Genomic DNA, 25,872 nt, shown 5'->3' with positions numbered 1-25,872 from the left:
CGACGAAAATCCACGGTCAATGACTCCGGCCTTCAGGACCGGACTTCCTTTGGGGAAACCCCGTAGAAGTCGCGAAAAGACCGACTGAAGACCGCCGCGCTCTTGAATCCCCATTTTTCGGCAATTTGAAAAACGGGAACAGCGGAAAGCCCGGGGTCCACGAGGTCGCCGTACGCATTTTCAAGTCTTTTTCTCAATATCCACGAGCTCACCGTCATTTCTTCGGCGCCGAAAATCCGATGAAGGTAGCTCACCGATATATGGTGCGCGTCGGCCACCTCCTGCAAGGTCAGACCGGGGTCGCAGATCCTGAAACCGATGAACCGCTTGATCTCCAGCAGCAGCGTCCTCTTCCGCGTCTCGACCGGCAGCCGGCCTTCCACTTCCACCGATTTGGCGAACAGGCCGGAGACGAGGTCGCACATGACGACGGAAAGGTGATCGCCGTCACTTCGGGAGAAATCAGCCGAATCAGAGACAAGGGTTCTTAAAAATTGTTTGACCAGGGCCCCGTATCCCACATTTGCCGAGAGCTTTTCTCCCACCAGGACATCGGTGTACTTGGCCGGGATCGACAAACTGCTCTTAGGGATCTCCAAACCGATTCCCCTTTGCTCAGGACACTCCCGGGCCGCACCGACCTCGAATGGGGTAGAGGTGTCCAAAATATTGATCTCACCAACCCCGACATCGACTTTCTTATTGCCGGAAACACCCTCCAGGCTCCCAAGGAAAACAAAGCTGAGGTGGTAGCACTCGGGATCCGACTGCCTGACCAACCGCTGACTTCTCTTGAACGTCACCGGCTGGAACACACTGGGCCACGCGCGAATCCCATTGATTTCGAGGGTGCGCTGGTAGGCCTGGAAGTCTCGACGGTGCTCGCTGCTGAGAGTGAGCGGGGCATGCGTACTGGCCACACAGTACTGCCAGTACTCGAACCGGTCTTCTTTCGGGAGATCATGAGTGCTGAATACAGTCTCTATCATATTCGTTTCTACCCGAATTTTAATCTGGACTCTAGTTTTCAACAAGATCGAATGTCTGTTTTATTGTGCCCCACGGCGTGCGGACACGCCATACATTGAAAATTTTTCGCCCTGCTGGTAAAAGCCGAGCCCTCAGACCAGTCGGCCCGTGCCCTCTGGCGGAACGTGGCCCGATGGCCACCACCGCCGGCGATATTGCCGAGCTTCTTGATGCCGACATGGGTCGGCGCGCCGGGACGGGGGTGTTCGCAGCGGCGGACAGCCTGGCCGGTGGGGCCGATTCCGTCCAGCGCAGCCGGTTCAGACTGTGGCGGGTCGCAAGGCGGTGCACTGTGGAGGCGGGCGTCCCCAGGATCGGGCCGATGTGCGCGGGTCGGGGCGTATGGCTGCGCTGCAACTGATCGAAGCGATCGACCAGCACGGCGCGGAACGGGTGAGTCAGGTGCGCGACGTGCTCGTCCGCCATCCAGACGTCCGAGTGCAGGACCTCGACGTGGCCGCGGAACTCGTTGTGGGAACGGTCGAGTTGAACACCCACAAGCTCATGGCAACCCCCCACCCCGTCCAGGTTGAGAGGGTGGAGAAGGAGCTGGTCGCCATGATCACTCGATACCTGCACGGCGATCGGTGATTGCACGTAGTACCGACCGCAAGAGAACCTGGGTCACTGCCGACGGGAGTGTCAACAACGCTTGTGGTTACTGGCAAGGTCCCGGAGGGATACGTCCGGCACCTGCCGGTCCGTCGGCGCCCGCATCCGGGTCTGGTCCGGGTAGGCGATGTGGTCGTCGAAAGCGGCCGCCGCCGTTCCCGGCCGCCCGCCCATCGACGACGCCCTCCACAGGCTGTGGATGGCCCACCGGCCGTCCACAGATATCAGCATCGGGACGGCTGCGCCCGCCGTCCGGCAGTTCCGACGACGGGTACCGCCGTCCCGATACGACCGTGGCACCGCCGAAGAGGGAGACGATGAGTAGCGAGGGCAACGACGCGGCGGACCGCATCGGGCCCGGCCCCACCACGCGGCCGTTCATCGCTTCGGGCGGCCACGGCCTTCACCCGACTCTCCCGTTCTTCCTGGTGGTGGCGCTGGAGGCAGTGGTGACGACAATGGTGTCCGCCCGGTGTCGACACCCCGTCCCCGCAGGCGAGACACTTCCTCCACGGCTCGGCCAGGGCGCGCGTCGAGCGCGCCGGCTCCTCGGGTTCGCCCTCGGAGCAGGATGGGTGCCCGGCCAGGTTGCTCACATCGAGTCGGTGTCCTGATCGTCGTCGGGCACCCAACGCAGCACATCACCCGGCTGGCAGTCCAACGTGCGACAGATCGCGTCGAGGGTGGTGAACCGCACCGCCTTGGCACGGCCGTTCTTCAACACGGCGATGTTCGCGGGGGTGATCCCGACGGACTCGGCGAACTCTCCCACCGACATGTTGCGCCGGGCAAGCTGAAGGTCGAGGTCGACGATGATCGCCATCAGACCACCTCTGCGATCTCGGTCTGCAGGTCCGTCGCTTTGCGCAGGAGCCCGCGCATGAGGACGAGCAGCATCGCGAACGAGGCGCCCACACCGGCTGCCACGACCGCGACTCCCAAGGCGCTGATCGCCTCCATGGCGTCGGGCATCGGGACCCCGAACACGAGGAGGTGCACCGTCACGCCGACCGCGAGCAGGGTCGCCACGACCGTGGACCCGATGATGACGTCCACCCAACGGAATGCCTGCGAGGTGAAGAGCGCATCGCGTCGGAGCATGTCCAGCAGTATCCACACCGCGAGGAGGGCGAGCTGGATGCAGGCGACCCCGATGATCGCCACCGTCATGTACGGCACGGCGAACGGCGCGTACGGCGGGAACCGGTCGACCTCGCCGGCTGCCGTTCCGGGGATGACCACGAGCTGGCCGAAGAAGCCGATCAGAATCGCCAGGGCGATGGCAGCGCGGAGGGCGAAGACGAAGTATCGATCCATATATCGATTATCAACAGATATCTATCGAAAATCAATAGGTTGGAAGTGACTGACGACGCCTTCCCCTACCGTGATGGCTCCGCCTGCGTCGGCCGACAGGGCGTAGCGGCAGATGGCGTCGATGCCGGCATGTCCCACGAGCCCGGCCACGGCGAACACCTCGACACAACCGTTCCTGGCCGGCTCGGACACGGAGTCCACCGGCCCGCTGTCGACAAAGCACCGAAGCGGTTTGACGATTCCCGCCAGGCCCCAGGACGGCAATCCTCCCGATCGCTTCACTCCCAGCGCCCCGGCCGGCCGCAGCGCTTCGAAGCGACCGGCCGGACAGCGAAAAGCCGGTCGGGAGGGTCCAGAACGGCCGGCCCCTCGCCATGGTGCCCTGACGAGGGGCCGTGGGGTTCTTCGCACCGGTGCTCCTGCTGCTGTCTCCCGGCTCCAGCGCCCGGTTCACCGAGGGACCACGACGAGGACTGCCCGCTTTCAGCCGGACACGCGCCCGCCCCGCGGGGTGAACACCACCTCACGCGCCCGTTCGGGAGTGACCACCTGGCGGAGGGCGGGATCGGTGAGCAGCACCACCGGGGCGATCCGGTTCGGCGACAACGGATACCACCCCACCAGGGCTTCCTGGATGACGGTCCAGGCGTCATCGGTTGCTCCCGCGGACGCCAGTTCCCGTGCCGTGTCGAGGGCACGCTCGAAGGCGGGCGGTTCGGGCAACCGGTGGTCGGCGAGCCAGGTGTCCTGCTCCTGGCCGGCCGACGGCACCTTGAGACCGGGCAGGGCTTCACCCAGAACGTGGATCGCGTTGGCAGCGTTGCCGGACGTGCCCGGATCGACGCTGTGCAGGAAGAGCGGAATCGTCTCGGCGTTGACCTGCTCGGCGCCGACCTCGGCCACCACATGGGGACGGTGCAGCAGACCGCGCAGCTTGTGATGGGTTCCGCGGACATCGAGGAAGGCCGAGAGCACCACCTTCAGATAAGCGGCGGCACCGGATCCTTTCTCCTCAGCGCGCCGAAAGGCGTCCAAGGCGTCGCCCACCCGTCCGCGCAGTGCGGCCCTGCGTCCCCGGGCGAGGAGCTCCCCGGCGCCCTCCGGACGCACCGGGCGCCCCTCTGCTGCGCTCAGTTCCTCGAACGAGGCGCGTTCGTCGGCCACGAGGTCCGCGAAGGACACGTGCCGCTCCCCCAGCCCCGGGTACCAGGCGGCCCACACGTAGGCGGCCCACTCGCCGTCGGGGGAGACGTCCCCCGCGTCCAACAACCAGTACTGGGCGTCGCCCTCACCCGAGACCAGCAGTACCGGCCCGGCCGGCTCCTCGTGTTCCAGGTATTTCTCGTCGAGCACGTGCTCGTCCTGGAGGTCGCCCAGCCAACCGACAGTGGCGGCGGAGCGCAGGTTGGAGATGAACGCCCCCATGGTCGCCCAACCGTCGGATGTGGCGAGGAACGAGCGGTAGCTGGGCGGCAACCGGGCCCCGAGTCGCTTCTCCAGGTCCGTGATCTGCTCCTCCGTGGCACCGTCATAACCCAGCCAGGAAGCGAGGCGCTGGTCGTCGGTGGTGCCGAAGAGCTGTCCCTCGTCCAGGGCACGCAGCATGTCGGCGCTGTACTCGGCCAGGTAGGCCCGCCAGCGTTCGACGGTGGCGGGCGGGCCGGTCACCGGGTCTCCCGCGACTCCTGCGTACGGCGTCGGGGACTCCCCCGCCGCGTAGCGGTGTCCGGCGAACGCCTCGTAGGTGTGACCTGCGGAGAAGAACCGCACTCGGCTGAGCTGGGTCTCGGAGGCACCGCAGTTGCGGGTGAACTCCAGCCTCAGGTACGTGTAGGGCGTGTCCGCGGCAGGACCGGTGATGTGGAAGTCACGGGAGAGGTGCCGTCCGGGGAAGAACTCGGCGGAACAGGTGTCGAGCGTGACCCAGGTCCGACCGTCCGCCGACCCCTTGAGCACCCAGTCGCGGGGGTCGCGGTCGGAGAAGTCGTTGGCGGAGACCAGGGCGTATCGCCGGATGTGGACGGGTTCGACCATGGTGAACTCCAGCCAGTCGGAGTCGCGCCGGGACAGCCATTTGGTGGAGGCGTCGTCGAGCAGGTTGGCGGCGATCTCGCCAGCCGCCGCGTACTCGTTGCCCGCCCGTACCCCGCTCACCTTGTCGGTGATCTCGTCCGCGTTCCCGACCCCGTCCAAGTCGACGGTGCGAAGGACGATCGAGCCGCCGCTGCCCTCCCCGTCCGCCCAATTGACCCGCACAGCCGGTGCACCGCCGTCCTCGATGAGCAGTCGGAGGTCCCGCCCCCCTTTCCCGCCCTCTGCCCGGAACCGGTGACCGGGGAGGTCGGGGAGCCGCCCCGCCAACCGGCCCCGCCATGCACAGGACGTGCCGTCCGAGGCGATCCGCATACCGGTGAAGGTGGTCATGTCGGGATCGAACCCGATCATGGACTCGGCGCCGGCGAGGTCCCGCCAGCCGAGCTGGACCAGCGGGACGGCTTCGCCTGGCTCGAACCTGACTCTCAGCCGGTGGCCCGGTGTCCACTCCCCTGCTCCGTCTCGCTGCTGTTCGGTGAGGAAGACGAGGGCAGACGTGTTCTCTTCCATTGGGCTCCAACCGGTGAGGGGTCCGGGGCGGGGCCGGCTGTGGGGCAGCCGAAGCCCGGATTCGCAGAAGGGTAGGCGCACGATCTGACATTCAGCCCGGGCCCGCATCCGCTGGGTCCTGGGCACGTGGGGCCGGCCCGTGCGTTGCGGATCGCCGGCACCACGACACCGTCGATCATCGACACGAGGAAGTCCCGGTCGAACGGCTTGCGCTGGACCGGTGCGCGGTAGGCGACGATCGACGGGACGACCTGGGAGAGCGTGTCGATAACCGTGCGTGGTGTGGCACCATAAGCCGATGCGCCATGTGACCGACGCCGAACGCCGCGCTCGATTGGCCGTTCGGCACGCTCTGGCACCGGATTTTCGGGTTGCCTCCCCCACGGCGGCAACCCGGGCGATGACCGCACTGCATGCGACCGAGCCGGCCACGGTCTACCTGTCATGCTGGGCGCGCGTCGCCTCGCTGACCGTCTCGGACGTCGACCGAGCGCTCTACGAGGATCGCCGGCTGGTGAAACAGCTGGCGATGCGGCGCACCCTCTTCGTGTTCCCCCACGAGCTGCTGCCGGCCGTGTGGCCGAGTGCTTCTGCGCGTGTCGCCGGCACGGAACGCGCCCGCATGGCGAAGGATGTGGTCAAGGCAGGTCTTACCGACGACGGCGACGGCTGGCTCGACCAGGCAAGGGAAGAAGTCCTCGCCCTGCTCGCCGACGCTCCGCAGGGCCTGGCGGCCATCGATGCACGCCGGGCCGTGCCGAGGATCGATGTGAAGGTCGAAGGAACAGCGGGCGAGGTGTGGTCGGCACCGCGAGTGCTCACCCACCTGGGTGCCACCGCGGATATCGTGCGCGGTGTCAACACCGGCCGCTTCACGACCTCGCAACCGCGATGGACCCTGACCCGACACTGGCTCGATGACGTTCCCCCACCGTGGAGCGCCGGCGAGGGCTATCGGGAACTCGTCCGACGCTGGCTCTACAGCTTCGGCCCCGGAACCGAGGACGACCTCGTCTGGTGGCTGGGTGCCACCAAAACGATCGTGCGCAGAGCCCTGGCCGAACTGGAAGCCGTCACCGTCTCCCTCGATGACGGCACCACCGGGTGGCTCCTGCCCGACGATGTCGCCGCGGTGGCCGACCCGGGCGAGTGGGTCGCGCTGCTCCCGGTCCTCGATCCGACCGTCATGGGCTGGCGCGGCCGGGACTTCTACCTCGGCCCGCACCGTGAACAGCTCTTCGAGGGCCGTGGCAACGCCGGGACAACGGCATGGGCCAACGGTCGCGCGATCGGGTCATGGGTCCAGGACGACGCCGGAGTCGTCCGGGTCCACCTACTCGAATCCGTTCCGGCCTCGACGCAGCGGGCTCTCGCGAACGAGGCGACGCGACTGACCGAGTGGCTCGACGGTGTTCGTATCGGCACCGGCTATGTATCGCCTGCGATGAGGGTCGCTTCGAACACGACGGGATGACAGGTCAGGCGGACGTCGCACGCTCGTCCCCGGCACCGTCATCGGTTGGAACTCCGAAGACCACAGGGCACGGTTCGTGCCGTCTCCTGCTGCCCCGTCGCACGACCGCGATGGTCCGTACGTGCCCGGTCGTCCGCCCGGGCACGGCTGCTCCAGGAACGCGTGCCCTTCTGTGCTCCCGGGTCCCCTTGCGCTGACGCCGGGGCGGCCGTCACGACACGGCCGGTGCGAGGGCACGACGCGAAAACCGCCCTACCCGGTCCCGGCCTCTCGGTGGGACTCGCTGCCCTCGCGGTAGAAGACGTAGCCGGCGTGGTGGAGAACATCGCCGTCGAATTCCCCATCGGCGGTGAACCCGGTGTCGTCCCAGTACTCGATGCGGCTGCCGGTCACCTCGTAGCGTCCGGTATAGGCGCTCTCGCGCTGCCCACGCGCCTCGTCGTAGCGTCCGTTCGGCAGCAGCTCCTGACGGATGCGGTTGTCTGCGGTGACCCACATTCCGACGTACGGGTGCGCTTCCATTGTCGTCACTTCCTCCGTGGTCGGCTCGGGTGATGTGGTGGGCCCGGCCACCCCTGCTTCCGGGGCGGATCCCGCCTCGTTCCCGCACGCCGTCGCCACGAAGGTGGCGGCGAGCAGGAGAACGGTCAGGGCACCGAGACGCGCAACCGTTCCGGGCCCCTCAGGGAACCGCGAGCACGGTTCCCGGGAACCACGTTTCGTTTTCCGGCTCATGCGAGTGGCTTTCCGGTTGCCGCGGGTGGGGTCGCAACCGGGGAACGGTCCTGTCACGCCGTACTTCCTTCTTCCCGGTAGAGAACGAGGTGCTCGTGGTGGAGAACCCCGTCGCGGACGTCCCCCGTAGCGGTGAAGCCGGTGTCGTCGACGTAGTCGATGTGGGTCCCCTTGACGGTGTAATCGCCGGTGTAGGCGCTCCTTCGGCTGCCGCGCGCCTCGTCGTAGCGCCCATCGGGCAGCAATTCCTGTCGGATGTAACCGTCTGCGGTAACCCACATACCGACGTAGGGGTGGGGTGCGGTCCCGTCGTCAGTCATGTCCTCGAAACTCCTTCGCCGTTGAGAGATGGGACGGGGCCCCGGCACTCACCGGGGGCCTGGACGTCCGGCTCGTTCGGACAGCCGGTACGGGTATCCGGTAACACCCGGTACAGGCATCCGACCGATCGCCACGCACTGGATGCTCCCCCGTTCGTACTGGGAGGGAGCTCCACGGCCTTCGTGTGCAGTCTCGTTCAGTTCCTTCGGAGTAACCAGGGAGCCGTTTTCCTGGGTACGGCGCTCCCAGTCAGGTGGTCGGAGCACCGTTCGCCGCACACCTCCCGTCCGATCGACGGGTGGACGGGAAGTCCTAGCGGAACGGTCCGAAGGACCGGGGGCCGGTCGCGGCCCGTCGTGTCAGTGCTCAGGACGGAACGGTTCCCGGCGGCGGGGAGCACGGCGGAGGCCGGACCCGCACGCAACGCTGGTGCTGATCCTCGACGCCATGACCGGCTCATCGGCCGTGGTACAGAACGGGCGGTTGGACATCCTCGCGGCCAACCGCCTCGGGTATGCGCGCTACTCGGAGATCTTTGCCGCCCCGCCGGCCAACCACGCCCGTTTCGTGTTCCTCGATCCCCGCGCACACGACTTCTATCCGGACTGGCAACGGGCAGCCAACGACACCGCCGCCATCCTGCGTGCCGAAGCCGGTGGCGACCCCTACGACCGGGCACTGTGCAACCTGGTCGGTGAGTTGTCCACCCGGAGCGAGGACTTCCGTGTCCGGTGGGCGGAACACAACGTCCACCAGCACCGCACCGGTGTCAAGCAGTTCCGCCACCCCGTCGTGGGCCTGCTCGAATTGAGTTTCGAGGCCATGGAACTGACCGCTGACTCCGGCCTCTCCCCCATGGCGTACAGCGCCGAACCGGCATCGCCCTCCCAGGAGTCCCTGGAGCTTCTTGCCAGTTGGGCGGCCACTGTCGAACGCGAGCAGGACGAGAACGGATCCGTCGATGCAGCGTTTTCCCTGCTCGACCGGCCGGAGACGTAACCGGGCGGGCCGGTGAACGGTGCGGATCCGCACACATTGTCCACAGGCTGTGGACAATGTGCCGGTTGTGGACGAATTCTCCACCGAACGACAGCCGATCGCCCCGGCTCCCGCACGCGAACCGTTCTTATCGGCCGGCACGTGAACGGGCCTCCCGGACGCATGCGCCTCCACGGCTCGGCGCACGAAGCCGACGCGCCGGTTACGGCCCGGCGTCGACGACCGTGCGGTCGTGCACGACCAGCCCGTCGCCACGTACGGGGGTGTTCCGATGCGACCGGTCGACGCCGGCAAGGAGCCCGACCGCTACCGGGGGCGGGGGTGCGTCGAGGACTTCTCCCCCACCGCGGGCAAGTCGTCGGTCAGACCGCCTGCGGCACCCATTCGGCGGTTTCGAAGACGCGGGCCGCCATGGTGGCGCGCTGCTGGAGGGCGGCACGCAGAGCCCGGTGCAGGCCGTCCTCCAGGTAGAGCTGCCCCTCCCAGCGCACGACGTGGGGGAACAGGTCACCGAAGAAGGTGGAGTCCTTGGCGAGAAGGTGTTGCAGGTCCAGGTTGGCCTTGGTCGTAACCAGTTCGTCCAGACGCACCTGGCACGGTGCGATCTGTGCCCATGCACCTGTGGACAATCCGTGCTCAGGGTAGGGACGCCCGCTACCGACCCGCTTGAAGACCATGGGGCAATCGTAGGACGTGAAGAGCGCCGCGCATGAACCCGCCCGACGGGCACCGGCACGCGCTCCCCTCGTGCTCCGCGGCTCTTCCTCCGTCTCCGGCGCCACCGCGAGCCCTTCCTCTCCGCCTGTGGACGCGATAACCCTCACGGAGGGTACGCTCCTGCCGGCCGGTGAACCCGGCCCCGAACCTCACCGGCCGGCATGGGATCCGCTCCCTTCAGTGGGGAACGAACGCTGCTACGCGAAGTCAGAGCCCGAGCGAGTCGGCGGCCAGGCCGGTCCCCTCCACCCGCGCCCGGATCTTGGCGAAGGCGAGGTCGCGCGAGGTCGATGTGTCGTCGGCGAACGGGGAGAATCCGCAGTCGTCACAGGTTCCGAGCCGGTCGGCCGGGATGAATTCGGCCGCCTGCAGTACGCGGTCGCGGACCTCCTCGGGAGTTTCCACGCGCGGGTCGATGGGGTCCACCACTCCGACGAAGATCCGCTGGTCCGGGTCGGCGTGGTCGCGAACCGTCTCCAGCACCCGTCGCGGGTCGGGCTCACTGGCGAGCTGGAGGTAGAAGGCGCCGGCCCGCAGCTGGAACAGTGTGGGCAGCAGCTGGGCGTAGTCCACGTCGAGGCTGTGCGACGAGTCCTGGTCCCCGCCCGGGCAGGTGTGCACGCCGATCCGAGCGCGTTCCTCGGCCGAGAACCGGTCCAACACCTGGTTGTTGAGGTCGACGAACGACTTGAGCAGACCGCCCGACGGGTCGAGCTTGAGCGAGAGCCGCCCCTCGGTGAAGTCGATCTGCACGCTGTGCGCCCCGGCATCGAAACTGCGGCGGATGTCGGCCTCCGCCTCGTCCACCAGGTGGGCGGTGAACTCGGCGCGGTCGTAGCCGTCGATGCCGTCGGCCGGGTAGATCAGGCTGATCGCGGATGCGGCGATCACCGCCTGCTTCACCGGGAGGTCGGTGTGCTCCTTGGCCAGGCGCAGGTACTCGTCAGCGTAGGTCTGGTAGCGGAAGGGTCCATCGGTGAGTCGCGGAAGCTGGCGCTGGTGCCCGTCCGCGAACGGGATGACCGCCCCGTCCGGGGCGAGTGCGGCCAAACCCGCCAACGGGTAGGTGGCAAAACTCGGTTTGCCCTGTTCCCCGTCGGTGAGGACCGGGGAGCCGGTCTCCGTGAGACGGGTCAACGTGTCAGCGGTCGCTTTGGCCTGGAGTTCGGCCAACGCGACGGCACTCATGCGCCCCGTTGAGAACGCGCCGAGCGCTTCGATCAGGAAGTCGGGGCGGGGGATGCTGCCGATCGGCTCGGTGGGAAGAGTCAAGTCGTGTCCTTTCCGGGACTAAAGACGGTGCGAAGCGGTGATGACCGGCGGGGCCGAGATGACGAACCATCTCGACATCCACGGCGATTGTGACGTGCACCACGGCCATAAGTCCCGGTTTTGCGGGAAACAAGGCCGGCAACGGCCAATGGCGGCCAATCACGCACCCGTTTCGGCGAAGTCCCCACTCCGCACCTCTTCTCCGTCCCGGCACCGAAAGGACCGCGATCGACACCGGCCTGTCCGTACGACTGTCGCCACGCACCGCTCGGCCCGGTGACGAGCGCCCGCGCCGCCGCGTATCGACAAAGCGTCGAACCGGTTTGTCCGCTCAAGCGTTCTCCCGGTCGCGCAGCAGTGGGCGGTGGAGGAAGGACTCGGCTCAGCATCCGGCTCGGGGAGGCCGCGACGTCCCGGTGACGATGTTCGGCCCGGCCGCTGTAAGTGCCGCGCCCGGGGGCGGATTTCGCGGGGCCATGGGCCGACCGGACGGCGGTGCGCCGCCCGGTCGGCCCGCAGAACCTATGCCAGGGCGTCGATGGCGACCTTGGTCGCCTCGGCGATGAGCGCGTTGTCGTACTCCGCGTCTTCCTCATCGCGGCTGGACAGAACCGCCAGGATGATGGGGTCGTCGTTCGGCGGCCAGATGACGGCGATGTCGTTGCGGGTCCCGTAACCACCGCCCCCGGTCTTGTCACCGACCTCCCAGCCTTCGGGAACCCCCGCGCGGATCAACTCGTCTCCGGTGGTGTTGCCCTTGAGCATGTCGACGAGGATCGTGCGCTTGTCGTCGGGCAGGGTGTCGCCGAGCGTGTACTCCTCCAGGCTGCCGGCGAGCGCCTGTGGGGTGCTCGTGTCACGGATGTCTCCGGGGGTGGCCTCGTTCAGGTCGGGTTCGAGCCGGTCGACGTGGGTGACGTCGTCACCGATCCCCTTGAGCGCGTCGCCCAGGCCGCTCGGTCCGCCGAGTTCGTGGAAGAGGAGGTTCGCCGCGGTGTTGTCGCTGTAGCGGATGGCGGCATCACTCACTTCGAGAAGCGTCATGCCGGTGTCGACGTGCTGCTCGGTGATCGGGGAGTAGGGGACCAGGTCCTCGCTGCTGTAGGTGACGACCTTCTCCATTTCGTCGACCGAGTTCTGTTGCAGCACGGCACCGACGATGAGGGCCTTGAAGGTGGAGGCGTAGGCGAACCGTTCGTCGGCGTTGTAGGCGACGGTCTCATCGGTGCCGGTGTCCAGCGCATAGACACCGAGCCTGGCATCGAAATCGGCTTCGAGCTGCTGGAATTCCTGCTCGAACGCTACCGGCGCAGCCGTCTGCGTCGTCGTCGCGGATACGGGGGCGGAAGACTCGCCGGGGGTCGTGCAGCCGACGAGCGGCAGCAGCGCGAGCGCGGCTACTGCCGCGACGCGGCGAGTGAACTGGATGGGCATGGTTCAGGTCTCCTGTCGTGAGTTCGCACGGGCCTTCGGGTGCCACGGTCGGTCCTCGAACCGGGCGCCGGAATCGTCTCCGGGCGGCTCGCCGCGACCGCGGACACCACCCTCGGGTGGCCCTGCGAAGGAGTCTCACGACGGAGTCCGATGCTGTCCAAGACAAAAATGGGCACTTCAATGCCGAATCGGCATAGCATCCTGGTCATGGATCTCGTCGGTGCCTGCAAAGCCTTCGTGAACGTGAGCGAGAGGGGCAGCTTCACTCTCGGCGCAGCGGCCGCACGCATGCCCCAACCGGTCGCGAGTCGACGCATCGCGGCCCTGGAGAAACATCTGGGCGCGCGGTTGTTCGACCGGTCGACCCGACGGGCCACGCTCACCCCGTTCGGTCGTGACATGCTGCCCTCGGCCAAGCGCCTCGTCCGTATCGCCGAGGACATGGAGCACGACGCCGAACGCGCCAAACTCACGCCGCTGCTGCTCGCGGTGCCCGAGATCTGCTGCACACGCGATCTCGCGCTCCTGGACGCCGAAGCACGCCGACAGGGCATCCACCTGGTCTTCCACCCGGCCCCGCCCGCCGAACGCGCCGAGCTCCTGCGATCCCAACAGGTCCGCGCGGCGATCACGGAGGTACCGCCGGGCGAAGGACGCTGGTCGGTGCCTCTCGGGCTGGCGAGCGCGACGGCGCTCCACACGGAGACCGTCTACGTCGAGACGCTGCGGGCCGGACGCACCGACCGGTCGTCCCGGAGACGCCGTATCTGGATCCAGCCGGAGGACGACGTTCCGCACATCCGCGACCGCATGATCCGCGTACGGGACACGGTGGGCCTCCAACCGGCGCAGGTCACGGTGGCCATCGCCCTCACCTCCGCGCTGGCGGAGGTCCTCGGTTCGACCGACTTCCTGCTGTCCTCGCCCCAACAGGCCGAGGAACTGGATCTTTGCTGGCGGCCGATCGGCGAGATCCGACTCGTCCGCAGTTTCGACGTCTTCGCCGGGATCGGCGACGACGCGGAGCGCATCCGTACCCGGCTGCACGCCGGGATCGCGCGGTGCCTGGGGGCGTCCCCCGAGAACGGAGCCGCGGCATGAACACCGGGACACTCCTGCGGGACCTTCGTCAGGAGCTCGACGACGCCGGCCTGCGCGGCTCCTTCCTGGTGCGCGACCTGCACTCCGGCAACGAGCTCGGAATCGAGCCCGACCTGGAGTTCCCGACCGCCTCCCTCGTCAAGGTCCCCCTCGCAATCGCCACTCTCGACCGCATCAGAAGGGGGGAACTCGACGGTTCGACACGGCTCCTGGTGGCACCCGGGGGCATCACCACTCCCGGGCCTCCCGGTCTCAGCCGGTTCCGGCACCCCGCCGAGATCGCTGTCGACGACCTCGTCTACCTCAGTACCTGCATCAGCGACAACACCGCCGCAGACGCCCTGTTCGCCCTCACCACGCCGGCCGAGGTCGCGAAGTCGATGCAGGCGATCGGACTCCGCGGCATCACCATCCGGCACACGATCCGCGATCTCAACGAGACCCCGGCGGAACGTCTGGGCGAGGTGGACGCCCACCTCGCCCACTCCCTGGCCATCGGGGCGGGCACGGCGGGCCGCGGGCATCGGGTACCACAGCTCGATGTCACCCGCGCGAGCTCGGGTTCGGCGCGGGCGTTCGTCGAACTGCTACAGGTGCTGTGGACCCCTTCACCGCTCGATCCCGCGGTGGCTGAGCGGGTCCGCACCCTCATGGGCGACAACGTACTGCGGCAGCGCCTGGCCCCCGACTTCAGTTCCGACGCGTCGAAGTGGTCCTCCAAAACGGGAACACTTCTCAACCTGCGGCACGAGATCGGGGTCGTCGAACACGCCGACGGTCAGACGTTCGGGGTCGCCGTACTCACCGAATCACGGGTGCCGGCCATCAATCAGCCGGGAGCCGAGGCACTCATGGCGGGGGTCGCACGGAAACTGCGCGATCACCTGCGCGGGATGTAGCCGGGAGAACACGGAGTCGGGACTTTCCCACTTGCCGCGTTTTGCCTGCTTTTCACCTTCGCATCCGGTGAGGGCCACTGGCGTGGCGATAGGAAACTCCACGTTCAAAGGGCTTGGGACCGGGGCCGCTCCGGCACTGTCGCTCCTGCCCGGCGATCCGATTTGGTTGACCAATAAACGACCAACGATGGCAATTATTACTTTCAGTAGCTTATCGGATTGAGAGGGTTAACAAGTGCCCCGGACGGTCATGGGACTTGTTAGGCCATTCATTCACCGGTGACCGTCCCCGAACCGCTCCGACAAAGCCGAAGCGCAGGAAGGGGACAAGAAATGGCAAGCAGTCAGAACGCCAGAGAAAGGAAGCACCAGCAATGAACCGCAAGACTCTGGCCCGCATCGCCTTCGCCGCTATCACCGTTCCGGCTTTGGCCTTCGGCGCACCGGCAATGGCCATGGCGGACAGCAGCTACCACGAACAGACCACGGCGGCAGGGGCGCAGGGGGCCTACTCCCACAGCGTGCACTCGCAGGCCGGCAACCGCGGACACGACGGTGACGGCTACTACTACAACAGCGGCTACCGGCACCACGGCGGCTGGTACCACCGCAGCGGCTGGCACCACAACCACGGCTGGCACCACGGCGGGTGGAACCACAACAGCGGCTGGCACCACGGCGGTGGCCACGGCTGGCACCACCGCTAGTCGGAAATGATCCGCGATCGCACAATCCAAGGCCGCGGCCCCCACGGCGCGACCTGAGGCAACGCAACCGACGCCGCACAGCGGCCAAGGACATGCCGGTTCGAACACGGTGGCCGTCGATCCGACCACCGTGGCCCCATGTCCGCTTCCGACCGCCCCCGCCGTGGACCACCCCCGTGGTGCACATTCGTTTTCGACCGGTCGTCCCTGCCGCTCAAGTCCGGGAAAAGCGGGAAGCCGGCACGGTCCACCGCCGCCAGCGCGCGTCTCGGGATTTTCGCGAGCCCGCGACCGGGCCGAACGGTGCCACGCGGACCGGGGCCGGGACGGAGGCCCTTCCCTCGTCCCGGCTCCGGTCGTACTGATCCACGATCGATCCGGTGCGGCTCACGCCCCGGCCGGTCGGCGGCTCACACGATGGCGGACAACAGGTTGAGGCACACCGCGCAGATGGAGGTCCAGCCCGCGGCACCGAGGACGTTCTGCCACCAGCGGTTGCGCATATCCCCCATGAGGCCGCGGGCCACGACGGCCGCGCCGCGGTCCGCTTAGCCGACCGGGCCGCGCCTCCATCACTCCCGCCCCCTTGCGGGCCCGCACCGAATCCCTGGGCGACGTCGCCGTCGGCGTAGGGGGTCTGACCGTTGGCCCACCGTCCGGGACCGGCCGAGAAGGGCCTGCCTCGACGGTGCCGCCCTGGGCCCCGGCCGTTCAAGCGGGTCCGGTTTCGCCGCGCGCTCGACGGTCGCCTCGTCTTCTCCGTCCGACAGGGCCGCCGCGGTAGGCCCGGGGGCTGCGACGTCGACGGTGATGTCGCGGCCGCGCAGTACTTCGGCGAGTACGGGGCTGATCGCGTCGACCGCGCTTTCGGCGGCCGCGCAAGAGACAGAGTCGGGCAGGGCCGGCTTGGCGACCGAAGTGGAGAAGTCGATGATCGCCCCTTGCCGCTGCGGAGGCGACTGGCCGACGGCGGGAAGGACACGGCTGCCACCCGCGCGGTCGCGCTCAAGGCGGTTCCTCCCGACGAAGGGGCCGCGCTCACCCGTGCCGAGCGCACACTGCCCGACGAGTGGCTGGACCGCCTCACCCGCACCGGAAACCGGGGCGGTGCCACGGTGCGGGCCGTCGTGAACGGCCTGGGCGGGCGGACTCCCCCGGTATGGGAACCGGCGTTTGCGGGCGCCGGGGAAGAAGTGTTCCGGCCGGTGCTCCGCGCACCGACCGGAACGCGCGCCGGGGTCAGCCGCAGTTGGTGCCGTTCTTGCCCGTCCATGAACCGTTCGGGTTGTTGATCCGCCCGCCCCAGTCGACGCACCTGCCGGCGGCGGACAGGTAGATCGGGCCCGCGTAGCTGGTGAACTGGCCGCCCTCAAAGGCGTCCCAGTGGTTGCCCTTGGGGCTGACCGAGAGGCCAACCTCGATCAGCACGGTCGAACCAGCGGTGTTGCGCTTGGTGATGGCACAGTTCCTCTTGGTCGAACTGTTGTAGGTGAGGAACACCGTTCCGGTGCTTCCGATGTTCGCCGAGTTGACAACGGCGTACCCGGCTCCGCACTCGTTGTTGTAGGTCGCCGCCGCCGCGGGTGCCGCGGCCGCGATGGTTCCGGCCGCAGCCGCACCCGCCACCAGAACCGCCGCTGCTGCCTGCTTCAGAATCCTCATGACCGTCCGAGTCTTCTCGTGACACCGCCTCGTGCGGCATACCGGAGAACCGTCTCAGACGGCGCTTCGCTACGGCTTGGAATCGGCTTCTTCTCCGCTTCACCGACCGACCGGGGCACCATAAGCGCGGGTCACGGCGCCGAGGATCGCCGTCCGGCACTGTCCTCATAGGCGCGGACCACCTCGTCGGTGGGGCCGTCCATGACCAGTTCCCCGTTTTCGAGCCACAGGGTGCGGGCGCAGGTGTCCCTGATGGACGTGAGGCTGTGGCTGACCAGAAAAACCGTGCCCGCCTCGGCACGGAGTTCGCGGATCCGGGCCTCCGAGCGCTTGCGGAAGGCGCGGTCACCGGTGGCCAGGGCCTCGTCGATCATCAGGACGTCGTGGTTGACGGCCGAGGCGATCGCGAAGCGCAGGCGGGCGGCCATCCCCGACGAGTAGGCACGCATCGGCAACGAGATGAAGTCGCCCTTGTCGTTGATTCCGGAGAACTCGACGATCTCGTCGTAGCGCTCCCGCACTTCCCGCGGGGACAACCCCATTGCCAGGCAGCCCAGGACGACGTTGCGTTCGCCGCTCAGATCGTTCATCAGCGCCGCGTTGACTCCGAGCAGGGCGGGTTGGCCGTCGGAGTAGACGGCGCCGCTCTCGGCCGGCAACAGACCGGCGATGGCCCGCAGCAGGGTGGACTTGCCCGAACCATTGGAACCGATGAGACCGATGGTCTCCCCGCGCCGGGCGACGAAACCGACGCCTTTGACCGCGTGGACCCGGCGCTCACCCGCCAGACGCCTCGGGGAGATCATGCGCGCCAACGCCGCCGTCGCACCGCCCTTGACCTCCTTGGTCCGGCCGGCGCCCCGCACCCGGTAGACCACGTGCAGGTCGTCCACGATGACCGTGGGGGGCCGAGGCCCCACCACCGTGCCGCTTCGTTCAGTCACGGCCGTACCGTCCTTCCGCCTGCCAGAAATACCCGAACCCACCGACCCCGAGAACAAATGCCCAGGCCACAGCCACACCCCAGGCGTAGGGCGGCAATTGGGCAGCGGTGAAACTGTCGATGAGGGCGAAGCGCGTCAAATCGATGTAGACGGCGGCCGGATTGAGGTCGAGCAGCACGCGGACCGGCAGGGGTGCGTCCGCGGTGAGGTTGCCGATGCTGTACATCACGCCCGAGGCGTACATCCACGTGCGCAGGACGAACGGCAGGAGCTGGGCGAGATCGCTCACCGCGCTTCCGAGGCGGGCCGCGACCAGGGCCAGACCGGCATTGAACACCGACTGCGCCAGGAGCACCGGAACCACCAGCAACCAGGACCAGGTCGGCACCTGCCCCGCCAGCAGCACGATGACCACCAGCACGGCCATCGACACCAGCATCTGACGCAGTTGGGCCAGCGTGAGCGCGACCGGTAGCACGGCCCGGGGGAAGTGCAGGGCCCGCACCAGCCCGAGGTTCCCCGAGACGGCCCGCACCCCGCTGAGCACCGAGGACTGGGTGAAGGCGAATACGAAAACGCCGGTGACCAGGAACGGGATGAAGTCGGGAACGCCGTCCCGGGTTCCGATGAGCAGACCGAAGATGAGGTAGTAGACAGCGGCGTTGAGCAGGGGGGTCATCACCTGCCAGAGTCGGCCGAGATGGGCCCGGCTGTACTGTCCGTCACCGCGGGCCCGGGCGAACGCGGCGATGAAGTGGCGGCGTCCCCACAGTCGCCGGGTGTACTCCACCGGCGAAGGGCGGGCGCCGCTCACGCCCAATCCGTACCGAGCTGCAAGCTCGGCGGCGCCGACCTCGGGATCGAGCGCTCCGTGGCGCGGTATGACGTCTCTGCTCACTCGAAGTCGCTTCCCTGGTCACACGAGGGCGTACGGCGCGGTTCCGGTCGAACCGAGTCGCTCCGCCCCATCCGACACAACGACGCAACGCAACCGTTTCGTCGCTTCGTGAGCTTAGGCTCCCACAGGACGGAACGCAACCGTTTCGTCGTCCAATTAGACTGATCGCATGCCATCAGCGGAGCGCCCCCGGACCCGACGTACGCCGACCGGGGCAGCCGTCCTTCAGGAAGACGTGACCGAGGCCATCCGCGCAGCCGTGTTCGACGAACTGGCGGCGGTCGGTTACGGGCGCATGTCGATCGAGGCCGTTGCCCGGCGCGCGGGAGTGGGAAAGACAGCGGTCTACCGACGCTGGCCCTCGAAACTACAGATGGTCATCGACGTGGTGTCGGACGTGGTCGGATACGACGTGCCCGCCCCGGACACCGGATCGCTGCGCGGCGACGTACGGATGATCCTGGACATCGCGGCACGGGCGCTGCGCCACCCATTGGCAGGACAGATCGTCCCCGACCTGCTCGCCGAGGCGGCCCGTACCCCCGACATCGCCCGGACGCTGGAGCGTGCACTGCGCGACACGCAACGCGGCCTGGGCGAGGCAATCGTGGCGGCCGCGGTGACGCGGGGGGAGGTTGGGCCCGCGACCGACGCGGGCATGGCGCTCGACCTTGCGCTCGGCCCCCTCTACTGGCACATCGCCGTACTGCGCGAACCCGTCACCAAGAGCTATCTGGACCGCCTGGCCGATACGGTGGCGACCGCGCTGGCTGTTCCTCGCCCCCCGCGTGCCGCCGACGAGGCGCACTGATCGGCAGACGCCCGTGCGGCGGCACCCAGGACGGCCCGGCGGCGTTGCCACCGTGCCGTCATGTTCGGCTGAGGAGGGCCGGCAGATCAGGCGTTGATTCGGGCAGCCTCGAACACCGGGAGCGAGGCATCGCCGTCGAGAACGGTCTCATCAGTGGCCTCGAAATCGACGGACACCCCGTCCCGGAGGTAGCGGTACTTGTCCCGGACATCGGGGACCTCGGCGAAGGTACCGTCGAGGTCACGGACTGCATCGAACGAGGAGTCGGCGGGGACACGGAGCCGAACCCGCTTCAGGCCCGGCTGGAGAATCGACAATTCGCACCTCTCAAAGGTGTGGGCGGGATGTGGTGCACGCTCAATCTAAAACGCCGGAGAGCGCTCTAGAAGTATCGCGGTTGGCATATCTGTCCCGGACCGAACTCATGTGCACCCACGTCTCGGTGACTCTTACCCCGGGGAGCGCCCGCAACCGCTCGTAGAGCAGGTGAAGTCCCGACGTGGACTCCGCCGCCACCGTGCCGAGGAGGTCCGCCCGCCCCACACAACGGGCCAGGAAACGGGTCTGCTCCCAGGAAGCGAGCTCAGCGATCGCCTGGGGCGCGGATCGGGACAGGCGCAGCGCGAATCCACCGAGACTGGCCAGCCCGACCGCACCGGGGTCGACCAGCGCGGTGACCCGGATCGCCGAGGTCTCCAGTAGGCGCAGCACCCTGCTGCGCACCGCCCCCGCTGACAATTCGACTTCGGCGGCCAGGTCCGCGAACGACAGCCGGCCGTCGCGCTCCAGCAGCTCCAGAACCCGGTGGTCGAGCAGGTCGAGGTCGAGCCCCGGCGGGGCGGGGTCGGGCAGCTGCGGATCCTTGAGGATGTCGGTGTAGATCGCTGTGTCGACATCGACGATCCCGGGAAGCGCGCGCACCCGCTCCACTGCCTCGCCGAGCTCGCGCAGACTACGTCCGTGCAGCTCGGCGGCCAGCGGGAACCGCCCCGCCGTCATGTTCACCAGGGCTGTCTCGGGGAGATCAGCCACCGCCTCGGCGACCGGTGCGACATCGGAGTCGACATCGATGGACAGATGCGCGTGCGCCGTCATACCGCGAACCCTCGGATGCACGACCCCGACCAACCGGATCGCCCCGGAGTCGACCAGTCTGCGCACGCGCAACCGGACGGCCGCGCGGGACAATCCCACACGGCTGGCCAGCCCTTCAAACGGCAATCGGCCATCGAGCTCCAACTGCCGGACGATCTCCAGATCGGTCTGGTCGAGTCCCACTCTTGTACTTCCCTCCCGGGCCCTGAATTCATCTGCGCCCGATGTCATTGTCGCTCTGCGGGTACCCCCTGTGTCTTGCTTTGAAGCCGATACGGCCAGAGCTGGACAGGGCCTCCTGAGGCCAATGCCCTGGACGTGCGAAAACCCTTACTGCGTAGGACTTGTGGTCAATCCTCTCGACAAAATCACTCTTGTCTTGCCGCACAATCCGCGACAAAAATCGGGCCGCGAGAGCGGCCCGATAAAAAATTTCCACGCCTAATCCCGTGACATGCAGGGATATGTGCGTTTCCGAAAAACGGCCTCCACCCGGGAAGGTTTGTAGTTTTCCCACCACTGTCCGGAACAGTGGGATAATCTCCGACCGGAAATTCGGACAATCGGTGGACAGCCCACCGACCGGGGAGGGCGAGACGCGCAGGACCCGTCCCTCGTCCGCCGACGTGGCCGTCCGTCCCCCAACAGGGTCGCGGGATACTGGTCGGCACCGGCCGGACGCGGTCAGATCCGGTCACACGAAGGACACCTGGGCGGGACACGACTGTCGCGCGTGCCCCACCCGGTGCCGTTCGACCGAACGGGCTACCCCGTGGCGGAGATCTCGCCGGGCCGGCGATGGGAACGGCCGTAGAAGGGCCACCAGTTGGCCGTGCGTCCAGCGGGAATCATCTCGTCGAGCTTCATGACCAGACGCAGCGCGAAAGCGCCGGCGATCATGCCGGTGACGAGGTCGGTGAACCAATGGAAGTGCAGGTAGGCGGATACCACCGACTGCAGAATGGCGATAGCGGCGATGCAGTAGGCGAGGCGGCGCACGATGTGCGGCCGCACCGCCCGGTAGCGCACGATCATGAACAGCACGAGGCCGTAGATCAGGATGGCGTTGGCGCCGTGCCCGGAGGGGAAGGAGACTCCCCCGTCGGTGAAGAAGGACGGGTCGAGGGTACGCGGGTGCGATCGACGCAGGATCAGCTTCATCGTGGCGACCAGGCAGACCATCCCGAACACGCCGCCGGTGGCGAGTACGACCGGGCGCCAGGAGCGGTGCCAGTAGGCCAGGTGCAACGAGACCACGGCGAGGACAGGCAGCGCCACAGCTCGCGAAGCGACCGTATCTGGCCATAGGATGAGGAAAAGCCTGATGTCGTCCCAGAACGGGCGCGGCATCGTGTTGATGAAGTTGTCGATGGGGTGCAGCGCGCCCGCAGAGAGCACGGTCATGGTGACCAGTGCGACCGCGAGCAGGATCGCCACCTTGTCCGAGGCCAGTCCCCACGCGATCTCACTCGCGCTGGGCCAGGTGATCTTCTTCGGCATCCAGGGGGCGATGCGGGCACCCAGTGGGCGCTCGACTCTGGCCACAGTGACTGACCTGTGGTCGTGATGGGGGTCAAAGATCGGATTCTCGACCCGGCGATATGACTCGGGCCGTATCCGCGATATAGGCGTCATTTTGTGCTCAGTGCTGTCTCACGAGTGTGGGCTGGCCTGCGGCACGGGGGTATGCGAAGGGGATGGGCTCGCCGCTGGACGTCGGTCTTCGGGATCGGGATATGCGGACGCGCCCTATGCTTCACGCCCGCATGGACCGGTCGGGGGACCGGCCGCTTGGTGGCACTGCTCCGGTAATCCGCGCGCCTTTCGGGCAGCGCATACACGGACCACTTCCATGACTGCGACGGCCGTTCCCGGGTCAGCGGTTCCATCGGCACATTCGGAGTACCAGAACATTTCCGACAGATGAGCATACCGCCCTGCTTGGTCAAGCGTCTCGGGTACCTATTGATTACGATCGTCCTACCTCGCGCTTCTCCCATGCTCGGGCCCCGGGAAACCCCCACAGAACCAGTTGAGACACAGGTGTGAGCGTTCCGTGAGCAAACGGAGCTCTTGAGAGGCGACTCAGGGGATCATCGGACCGGGGCGCCGACCCGGTGTGGCACTCTTCAAGAAGCCCTCAGCCCGCTGTCGTCCCCAGAAGAGAAAGGCCATTGATGGTCGAGCTTTCTGAGAGCCCGGAAGACGCCTCTCGGCTAGCCCGCAACCCCCTGCGGGAGCAGATCCGGCGTGTTCTGGTCGACGGCCTGTTGTCGGGCCGATGGCAACCGGGCGAGCGGATCGTCGAACGACGCGTGGCCGCCGAGCTCAACGTCAGCCAGGCGCCGGTGCGCGAGGCTCTTCGGGAGCTGGAGACCCTGCGGCTCATCGAGTCGGTTCCGAACAAGGGCGCCCGAGTGCGCGACTTCGGAGCCGCGGACATGGCGGAGATCTATCCGGTGCGGGCCGGTCTCGAACTCGTCGCCGCCCAACTGGCCGCCCCGAGGCTGGCCGAAGACATTCGTCCTCTCGAACGCGAGGTCGAGGCACTGCGACGCGCCACCGCCGCCGGGGACGTCGAGGAAGAGATCAAGCACAGCGTCGACTTCCACCGCGAAATCGTGCGCGCCGCCGACAACAGCGTTCTCCTGCACACGTGGGAATCGCTGGGCGTGGAGGTCTGGACGGCGCTGTCGGTTCGCTGGCTCAACATGGAACTGCACGCCAAGGCCGCCGATCACCACCAGATCACCCGGGCTTTTCGCGACCGCGATCCCGGGGTAGGCCAGATGCTCAGCGACCACGTGCTCAACTACGTGGAAGCGGCGCTGAAGTCCCGCGACGCCGTGGGCTGAGTCGTACGCCTCCGGAGAAACCGGCCAGTGGTTCGCCCCGGTATGTGAGAAAAGTGGAGCATCTGCCGTAAAGTCGTATTGATCGATCATCGATCAGTACGTAGAGTGTGCGCGACGAACCTCACACCAGAACAGCCACTCTCGCGTCCGCCGTTGAGTCCGGCGTTGGCGAGCAGGCCGTGACCATACGCGTGATCGCGCGGCACGGCCGCGGCCTCCTCGGGTCACCCACCCGGTCGGGGCCGATCCCGCACGTAGAAAGGCACCGACATGGCTGACACGGCCAAGCCGAAGGGCGGCGGCACTGCCAGGACCGGCAGCCGCCGACGCACCCGGAAGGACAGCACGCCCGACATCGCCGACGAGCAGCCCAAGACGCTGCTGGACTACTACCGGCAGATGCTGCTGATCCGTCGTTTCGAGGAGCGCACCGCTCAGGCGTACACGCAGGCCCGCATCGGCGGCTACTGCCACCTGAACCTCGGCGAGGAAGCAACCGTCGTCGGCCTCATGACGGCGCTGCAGGAGCGCGACTACCTCTTCACCAACTACCGCGAGCACGGATACGCGCTGGGCAAGGGCATCCACCCGCGCCGCGTCATGGCCGAGCTGTACGGTCGCTCCACCGGCGTCTCCAAGGGCTGGGGCGGGTCGATGCACATGTTCGACACCGAAGCCCGCCTCCTCGGCGGCTACGGCATCGTGGGCGGTCAGCTCCCCCTTGCCATCGGCGCTGCCCTCGCGGTGTCCTACCGCGGCGGCGACGAGGTCGTCATGTGTCAGATGGGCGACGGCACCACCAACATCGGTGCGTTCCACGAGTCGCTGAACATCGCCGCGCTGTGGAACCTTCCGGTCGTCTTCGTGGTGATCAACAACTTCACCGGCATGGGCACCACCGTCGAGAAGTCGTCCGCCGAGCCCGATCTTTACAAGCGGGGTTCCGCCTACCGGATGGAAGGCGTGCGCGTAGACGGCCAGGATGTACTGGCCGTGCGCAACGCAGCGGCCGACCTCGTCGAGCGCGCCCGCGCCGAACAGCAGCCCTTCCTCCTGGAGGCCGTGAGCTACCGGTTGAAGGGGCACTCCGTCGTGGACCCGGCCAAGTACCGGACCTCCGAGCAGAGTGAGGAGGCCAAGGCCAACGACCCGCTGGCCGCCTTCGAGACGCGTCTCACCGAGGCCGGAATCCTCACCGACGAGCTCAAGCAGGAAATCGCCGAGTCGGTGCGCGAAGAGGTCACCGACGCCGCGGACTTCGCCGAGAACAGCCCGCACCCCGAGGTGTCCACGCTGTTCGACTACACCTATGCCACCCCCGTGCCGAACGAGTCGAGCCGCATGCCCGCCGACCCGGTCTTCGCCGAGTAGACAAGGAGCGGCTGACATGTCCGTCATCACTTACCGCCAAGCCCTGCGCGATACCCTGCGCGCCGAGATGCACCGCGACGAGAACGTCCTCCTCCTCGGCGAGGAGATCGGCGTCTTCGAAGGCTCGTACAAGATCACCGAAGGCCTGCTCAAGGAGTTCGGCGAGCGCCGGGTGCGCGACACCCCCATCGCCGAAGAGGGCTTCGTCGGCGCGGCGATCGGCGCCGCCATGCTCGGGTTGCGCCCCGTCGTGGAGCTCATGACGATCAACTTCTCGTTGATCGCGATCGACCAGATCATCAACCACGCCGCCAAGATCTACGGCATGTTCGGCGGCCAGACCAGTGTGCCGTTGGTCATCCGCACCCCGGGCGGCGGCGGCCAGCAGTTGGGCGCCACCCACTCCCAGAACATCGAGCTGTTCTACTCCTTCATCCCCGGCCTGAAGGTGCTCGCGCCGAGCACCCCGGCCGAGGCCGCCTCGATGCTTCGCGCCGCGATCCGCGACGACGACCCGGTGCTGTTCCTGGAGAACCTGGGTCTGTACAACACCAAGGGCGAGGTCCCCGACGACGACACCACGGTCGCCGAGATCGGTCGTGCCGCGGTCACCCGCGAGGGGACCGACATCACCCTCATCGGGTACTCCCGGATGGCAATGGTGACCTCCCAGGTCGCGGAAAAGCTGGCCGAGGACGGAATCAGCGTGGAAGTTGTTGACCTGCGCAGCCTGCGTCCACTAGACCGGGAGACGATCGTGGAGTCGGTCAAGAAGACCGGCTGCGCGGTTATCGCCGAGGACGACTGGCTGACCTACGGGATCGGCGCCGAGATCGCCGCCTCCATCCAGGAGGGGGCCTTCGACTACCTGGACGCACCGGTGCGCCGGGTCGCCATGGCAGAGGTTCCGATGCCCTACGCCAAGCCGCTGGAGACCGCGGCCATGCCGTCGGCCGAGTCGATCACCACCGTCATCCACGAAACCCTGAGCGCCGTCGGCCGGCGGGTCGGTTAA

General features: G+C 67.4%; 27 protein-coding genes. 11 read left to right on the top strand and 16 right to left on the bottom strand.

The genetic code is table 11. From position 1 onward, the window contains the following. Nucleotides 1-32: 32 nt before the first annotated feature. Nucleotides 33-989 (bottom strand): AraC family transcriptional regulator, encoded by a 957-nt coding sequence (locus QSJ59_RS07065; RefSeq protein ID WP_285758069.1) that lies wholly within the window; start codon nucleotides 987-989, stop codon nucleotides 33-35. A gap of 382 nt (nucleotides 990-1,371) precedes the next feature. Here QSJ59_RS07065 and QSJ59_RS07060 point away from each other — a divergent pair, with 382 nt between their 5' ends. Together QSJ59_RS07060 and QSJ59_RS07055 are read left to right on the top strand one after the other, a co-directional pair. Further along, on the top strand, nucleotides 1,372-1,620 hold the full coding sequence (locus tag QSJ59_RS07060) for a hypothetical protein (RefSeq protein ID WP_285758067.1): 249 nt from the start codon (nucleotides 1,372-1,374) through the stop codon (nucleotides 1,618-1,620). A 338-nt stretch (nucleotides 1,621-1,958) separates the two neighbouring features. Further along, a complete protein-coding gene (locus QSJ59_RS07055) occupies nucleotides 1,959-2,255 on the top strand; it encodes a hypothetical protein (protein ID WP_285758065.1) in 297 nt (98 codons plus the stop codon). On the opposite strand, the gene QSJ59_RS07050 is transcribed toward QSJ59_RS07055, so the two are convergent. The 4 genes from QSJ59_RS07050 to QSJ59_RS07035 all read right to left on the bottom strand — a co-directional run bounded on the left by QSJ59_RS07050 (nucleotide 2,234) and on the right by QSJ59_RS07035 (nucleotide 5,562). Continuing rightward, on the bottom strand, nucleotides 2,234-2,464 hold the full coding sequence (locus QSJ59_RS07050; RefSeq protein WP_285758064.1) for a helix-turn-helix domain-containing protein: 231 nt from the start codon (nucleotides 2,462-2,464) through the stop codon (nucleotides 2,234-2,236). The genes QSJ59_RS07055 and QSJ59_RS07050 overlap by 22 nt on opposite strands. Beyond that, nucleotides 2,464-2,958 (bottom strand): DUF2975 domain-containing protein, encoded by a 495-nt coding sequence (locus QSJ59_RS07045; RefSeq protein WP_285758062.1) that lies wholly within the window; start codon nucleotides 2,956-2,958, stop codon nucleotides 2,464-2,466. Before QSJ59_RS07045 ends, QSJ59_RS07050 begins: the two co-directional genes overlap by 1 nt. 21 nt (nucleotides 2,959-2,979) lie before the next feature. Continuing rightward, on the bottom strand, nucleotides 2,980-3,159 hold the full coding sequence (locus QSJ59_RS07040) for a hypothetical protein (protein WP_285758060.1): 180 nt from the start codon (nucleotides 3,157-3,159) through the stop codon (nucleotides 2,980-2,982). A gap of 282 nt (nucleotides 3,160-3,441) precedes the next feature. Then, nucleotides 3,442-5,562: an SMI1/KNR4 family protein gene (locus QSJ59_RS07035; RefSeq protein WP_285758058.1), complete on the bottom strand. Its 2,121-nt coding sequence runs from the start codon at nucleotides 5,560-5,562 to the stop codon at nucleotides 3,442-3,444. A gap of 298 nt (nucleotides 5,563-5,860) precedes the next feature. On the opposite strand from QSJ59_RS07035, the gene QSJ59_RS07030 reads away from it, so the two are divergent. After that, nucleotides 5,861-7,036: a winged helix DNA-binding domain-containing protein gene (locus QSJ59_RS07030; RefSeq protein WP_285758056.1), complete on the top strand. Its 1,176-nt coding sequence runs from the start codon at nucleotides 5,861-5,863 to the stop codon at nucleotides 7,034-7,036. Between the two features lie 252 nt (nucleotides 7,037-7,288). On the opposite strand, the gene QSJ59_RS07025 is transcribed toward QSJ59_RS07030, so the two are convergent. Next, nucleotides 7,289-7,558 (bottom strand): Atu4866 domain-containing protein, encoded by a 270-nt coding sequence (locus QSJ59_RS07025; protein WP_285758055.1) that lies wholly within the window; start codon nucleotides 7,556-7,558, stop codon nucleotides 7,289-7,291. 266 nt (nucleotides 7,559-7,824) lie between these two features. Next, nucleotides 7,825-8,091, bottom strand: a complete 267-nt coding sequence (locus QSJ59_RS07020; RefSeq protein ID WP_285758053.1) for an Atu4866 domain-containing protein — start codon at nucleotides 8,089-8,091, stop codon at nucleotides 7,825-7,827. A 28-nt stretch (nucleotides 8,092-8,119) separates the two neighbouring features. Here QSJ59_RS07020 and QSJ59_RS07015 point away from each other — a divergent pair, with 28 nt between their 5' ends. Continuing rightward, complete coding sequence (locus tag QSJ59_RS07015; RefSeq protein ID WP_349497187.1) at nucleotides 8,120-9,091, top strand: MmyB family transcriptional regulator; 972 nt, start codon at nucleotides 8,120-8,122, stop codon at nucleotides 9,089-9,091. Nucleotides 9,092-9,453: 362 nt separating this feature from the next. Here the strand turns inward: QSJ59_RS07015 and QSJ59_RS07010 are convergent, their stop codons facing one another. The 3 genes from QSJ59_RS07010 to bla all read right to left on the bottom strand — a co-directional run bounded on the left by QSJ59_RS07010 (nucleotide 9,454) and on the right by bla (nucleotide 12,514). Further along, the gene (locus QSJ59_RS07010) at nucleotides 9,454-9,768 is read right to left on the bottom strand and encodes a type II toxin-antitoxin system VapB family antitoxin (RefSeq protein WP_285758049.1); all 315 of its coding nucleotides are present in this window, start codon (nucleotides 9,766-9,768) and stop codon (nucleotides 9,454-9,456) included. Between the two features lie 247 nt (nucleotides 9,769-10,015). Beyond that, complete coding sequence (locus QSJ59_RS07005; RefSeq protein WP_285758047.1) at nucleotides 10,016-11,080, bottom strand: cobalamin-independent methionine synthase II family protein; 1,065 nt, start codon at nucleotides 11,078-11,080, stop codon at nucleotides 10,016-10,018. A gap of 522 nt (nucleotides 11,081-11,602) precedes the next feature. Next, entirely contained in the window at nucleotides 11,603-12,514 is a 912-nt protein-coding gene (gene bla, locus QSJ59_RS07000; RefSeq protein WP_285758046.1) for a class A beta-lactamase, read from the bottom strand. A 207-nt stretch (nucleotides 12,515-12,721) separates the two neighbouring features. On the opposite strand from bla, the gene QSJ59_RS06995 reads away from it, so the two are divergent. The 3 genes from QSJ59_RS06995 to QSJ59_RS06985 all read left to right on the top strand — a co-directional run bounded on the left by QSJ59_RS06995 (nucleotide 12,722) and on the right by QSJ59_RS06985 (nucleotide 15,221). Beyond that, nucleotides 12,722-13,615, top strand: coding sequence for a LysR family transcriptional regulator (locus QSJ59_RS06995; RefSeq protein ID WP_285758045.1), 894 nt, complete (start codon nucleotides 12,722-12,724; stop codon nucleotides 13,613-13,615). Next, nucleotides 13,612-14,514, top strand: coding sequence for a serine hydrolase (locus tag QSJ59_RS06990; RefSeq protein WP_285758044.1), 903 nt, complete (start codon nucleotides 13,612-13,614; stop codon nucleotides 14,512-14,514). The genes QSJ59_RS06995 and QSJ59_RS06990 overlap by 4 nt, the downstream gene beginning before the upstream one ends. 374 nt (nucleotides 14,515-14,888) lie before the next feature. Further along, nucleotides 14,889-15,221, top strand: a complete 333-nt coding sequence (locus tag QSJ59_RS06985; protein ID WP_285758042.1) for a hypothetical protein — start codon at nucleotides 14,889-14,891, stop codon at nucleotides 15,219-15,221. A gap of 1,239 nt (nucleotides 15,222-16,460) precedes the next feature. Here the strand turns inward: QSJ59_RS06985 and QSJ59_RS06980 are convergent. The 3 genes from QSJ59_RS06980 to QSJ59_RS06970 form a co-directional block, all read right to left on the bottom strand. Beyond that, nucleotides 16,461-16,883 (bottom strand): spore-associated protein A, encoded by a 423-nt coding sequence (locus tag QSJ59_RS06980; RefSeq protein ID WP_285758040.1) that lies wholly within the window; start codon nucleotides 16,881-16,883, stop codon nucleotides 16,461-16,463. A gap of 131 nt (nucleotides 16,884-17,014) precedes the next feature. Beyond that, nucleotides 17,015-17,827, bottom strand: a complete 813-nt coding sequence (locus tag QSJ59_RS06975) for an ABC transporter ATP-binding protein (protein WP_285758039.1) — start codon at nucleotides 17,825-17,827, stop codon at nucleotides 17,015-17,017. Then, entirely contained in the window at nucleotides 17,820-18,725 is a 906-nt protein-coding gene (locus QSJ59_RS06970) for an ABC transporter permease (RefSeq protein ID WP_285758037.1), read from the bottom strand. Before QSJ59_RS06970 ends, QSJ59_RS06975 begins: the two co-directional genes overlap by 8 nt. A 169-nt stretch (nucleotides 18,726-18,894) precedes the next feature. On the opposite strand from QSJ59_RS06970, the gene QSJ59_RS06965 reads away from it, so the two are divergent. Then, nucleotides 18,895-19,536, top strand: coding sequence for a TetR/AcrR family transcriptional regulator (locus QSJ59_RS06965; protein WP_285758036.1), 642 nt, complete (start codon nucleotides 18,895-18,897; stop codon nucleotides 19,534-19,536). A gap of 86 nt (nucleotides 19,537-19,622) precedes the next feature. Here QSJ59_RS06965 and QSJ59_RS06960 read toward each other — a convergent pair whose 3' ends face one another. The 3 genes from QSJ59_RS06960 to QSJ59_RS06950 form a co-directional block, all read right to left on the bottom strand. Next, complete coding sequence (locus tag QSJ59_RS06960) at nucleotides 19,623-19,853, bottom strand: hypothetical protein (RefSeq protein ID WP_285758035.1); 231 nt, start codon at nucleotides 19,851-19,853, stop codon at nucleotides 19,623-19,625. 40 nt (nucleotides 19,854-19,893) lie between these two features. Then, nucleotides 19,894-20,814: an Lrp/AsnC family transcriptional regulator gene (locus QSJ59_RS06955; protein WP_285758034.1), complete on the bottom strand. Its 921-nt coding sequence runs from the start codon at nucleotides 20,812-20,814 to the stop codon at nucleotides 19,894-19,896. A gap of 582 nt (nucleotides 20,815-21,396) precedes the next feature. After that, nucleotides 21,397-22,131, bottom strand: a complete 735-nt coding sequence (locus QSJ59_RS06950) for a phosphatase PAP2 family protein (protein ID WP_285758749.1) — start codon at nucleotides 22,129-22,131, stop codon at nucleotides 21,397-21,399. Between the two features lie 677 nt (nucleotides 22,132-22,808). Between QSJ59_RS06950 and QSJ59_RS06945 the strand changes: the two genes are divergently transcribed. The 3 genes from QSJ59_RS06945 to QSJ59_RS06935 all read left to right on the top strand — a co-directional run bounded on the left by QSJ59_RS06945 (nucleotide 22,809) and on the right by QSJ59_RS06935 (nucleotide 25,872). Next, on the top strand, nucleotides 22,809-23,486 hold the full coding sequence (locus tag QSJ59_RS06945) for a GntR family transcriptional regulator (RefSeq protein WP_285758033.1): 678 nt from the start codon (nucleotides 22,809-22,811) through the stop codon (nucleotides 23,484-23,486). Between the two features lie 270 nt (nucleotides 23,487-23,756). Continuing rightward, nucleotides 23,757-24,857, top strand: coding sequence for a pyruvate dehydrogenase (acetyl-transferring) E1 component subunit alpha (gene pdhA, locus QSJ59_RS06940; RefSeq protein ID WP_285758031.1), 1,101 nt, complete (start codon nucleotides 23,757-23,759; stop codon nucleotides 24,855-24,857). Between the two features lie 16 nt (nucleotides 24,858-24,873). Continuing rightward, nucleotides 24,874-25,872, top strand: coding sequence for an alpha-ketoacid dehydrogenase subunit beta (locus tag QSJ59_RS06935; protein WP_285758030.1), 999 nt, complete (start codon nucleotides 24,874-24,876; stop codon nucleotides 25,870-25,872).

Origin of the sequence: Nocardiopsis ansamitocini (assembly GCF_030268225.1) — a bacterium.
Classification (GTDB): domain Bacteria; phylum Actinomycetota; class Actinomycetes; order Streptosporangiales; family Streptosporangiaceae; genus Nocardiopsis_D; species Nocardiopsis_D ansamitocini.
The sequence above is the reverse complement of the archived record's forward strand: the minus strand, read 5'-3'. Positions and strand labels throughout refer to the sequence as shown.

Bases quoted from the DNA above. Each gene is read 5' to 3' on its own strand.
- QSJ59_RS06985 (WP_285758042.1), top strand. From the start codon at position 14,889: ATGAACCGCAAGACTCTGGCCCGCATCGCCTTCGCCGCTATCACCGTT.
- pdhA (WP_285758031.1), top strand. From the start codon at position 23,757: ATGGCTGACACGGCCAAGCCGAAGGGCGGCGGCACTGCCAGGACCGGC.
- QSJ59_RS06990 (WP_285758044.1), top strand. From the start codon at position 13,612: ATGAACACCGGGACACTCCTGCGGGACCTTCGTCAGGAGCTCGACGAC.
- QSJ59_RS06950 (WP_285758749.1), bottom strand. From the start codon at position 22,131: ATGCCGAAGAAGATCACCTGGCCCAGCGCGAGTGAGATCGCGTGGGGA.
- QSJ59_RS06980 (WP_285758040.1), bottom strand. From the start codon at position 16,883: ATGAGGATTCTGAAGCAGGCAGCAGCGGCGGTTCTGGTGGCGGGTGCG.
- QSJ59_RS07030 (WP_285758056.1), top strand. From the start codon at position 5,861: ATGCGCCATGTGACCGACGCCGAACGCCGCGCTCGATTGGCCGTTCGG.
- QSJ59_RS07025 (WP_285758055.1), bottom strand. From the start codon at position 7,558: ATGGAAGCGCACCCGTACGTCGGAATGTGGGTCACCGCAGACAACCGC.
- QSJ59_RS06935 (WP_285758030.1), top strand. From the start codon at position 24,874: ATGTCCGTCATCACTTACCGCCAAGCCCTGCGCGATACCCTGCGCGCC.
- bla (WP_285758046.1), bottom strand. From the start codon at position 12,514: ATGCCCATCCAGTTCACTCGCCGCGTCGCGGCAGTAGCCGCGCTCGCG.
- QSJ59_RS07010 (WP_285758049.1), bottom strand. From the start codon at position 9,768: ATGGTCTTCAAGCGGGTCGGTAGCGGGCGTCCCTACCCTGAGCACGGA.
- QSJ59_RS07035 (WP_285758058.1), bottom strand. From the start codon at position 5,562: ATGGAAGAGAACACGTCTGCCCTCGTCTTCCTCACCGAACAGCAGCGA.
- QSJ59_RS06995 (WP_285758045.1), top strand. From the start codon at position 12,722: ATGGATCTCGTCGGTGCCTGCAAAGCCTTCGTGAACGTGAGCGAGAGG.
- QSJ59_RS06945 (WP_285758033.1), top strand. From the start codon at position 22,809: ATGGTCGAGCTTTCTGAGAGCCCGGAAGACGCCTCTCGGCTAGCCCGC.
- QSJ59_RS07060 (WP_285758067.1), top strand. From the start codon at position 1,372: ATGGCTGCGCTGCAACTGATCGAAGCGATCGACCAGCACGGCGCGGAA.
- QSJ59_RS07065 (WP_285758069.1), bottom strand. From the start codon at position 989: ATGATAGAGACTGTATTCAGCACTCATGATCTCCCGAAAGAAGACCGG.
- QSJ59_RS07020 (WP_285758053.1), bottom strand. From the start codon at position 8,091: ATGACTGACGACGGGACCGCACCCCACCCCTACGTCGGTATGTGGGTT.
- QSJ59_RS07055 (WP_285758065.1), top strand. From the start codon at position 1,959: ATGAGTAGCGAGGGCAACGACGCGGCGGACCGCATCGGGCCCGGCCCC.
- QSJ59_RS07045 (WP_285758062.1), bottom strand. From the start codon at position 2,958: ATGGATCGATACTTCGTCTTCGCCCTCCGCGCTGCCATCGCCCTGGCG.
- QSJ59_RS07050 (WP_285758064.1), bottom strand. From the start codon at position 2,464: ATGGCGATCATCGTCGACCTCGACCTTCAGCTTGCCCGGCGCAACATG.
- QSJ59_RS07015 (WP_349497187.1), top strand. From the start codon at position 8,120: ATGGGACGGGGCCCCGGCACTCACCGGGGGCCTGGACGTCCGGCTCGT.
- QSJ59_RS06965 (WP_285758036.1), top strand. From the start codon at position 18,895: ATGCCATCAGCGGAGCGCCCCCGGACCCGACGTACGCCGACCGGGGCA.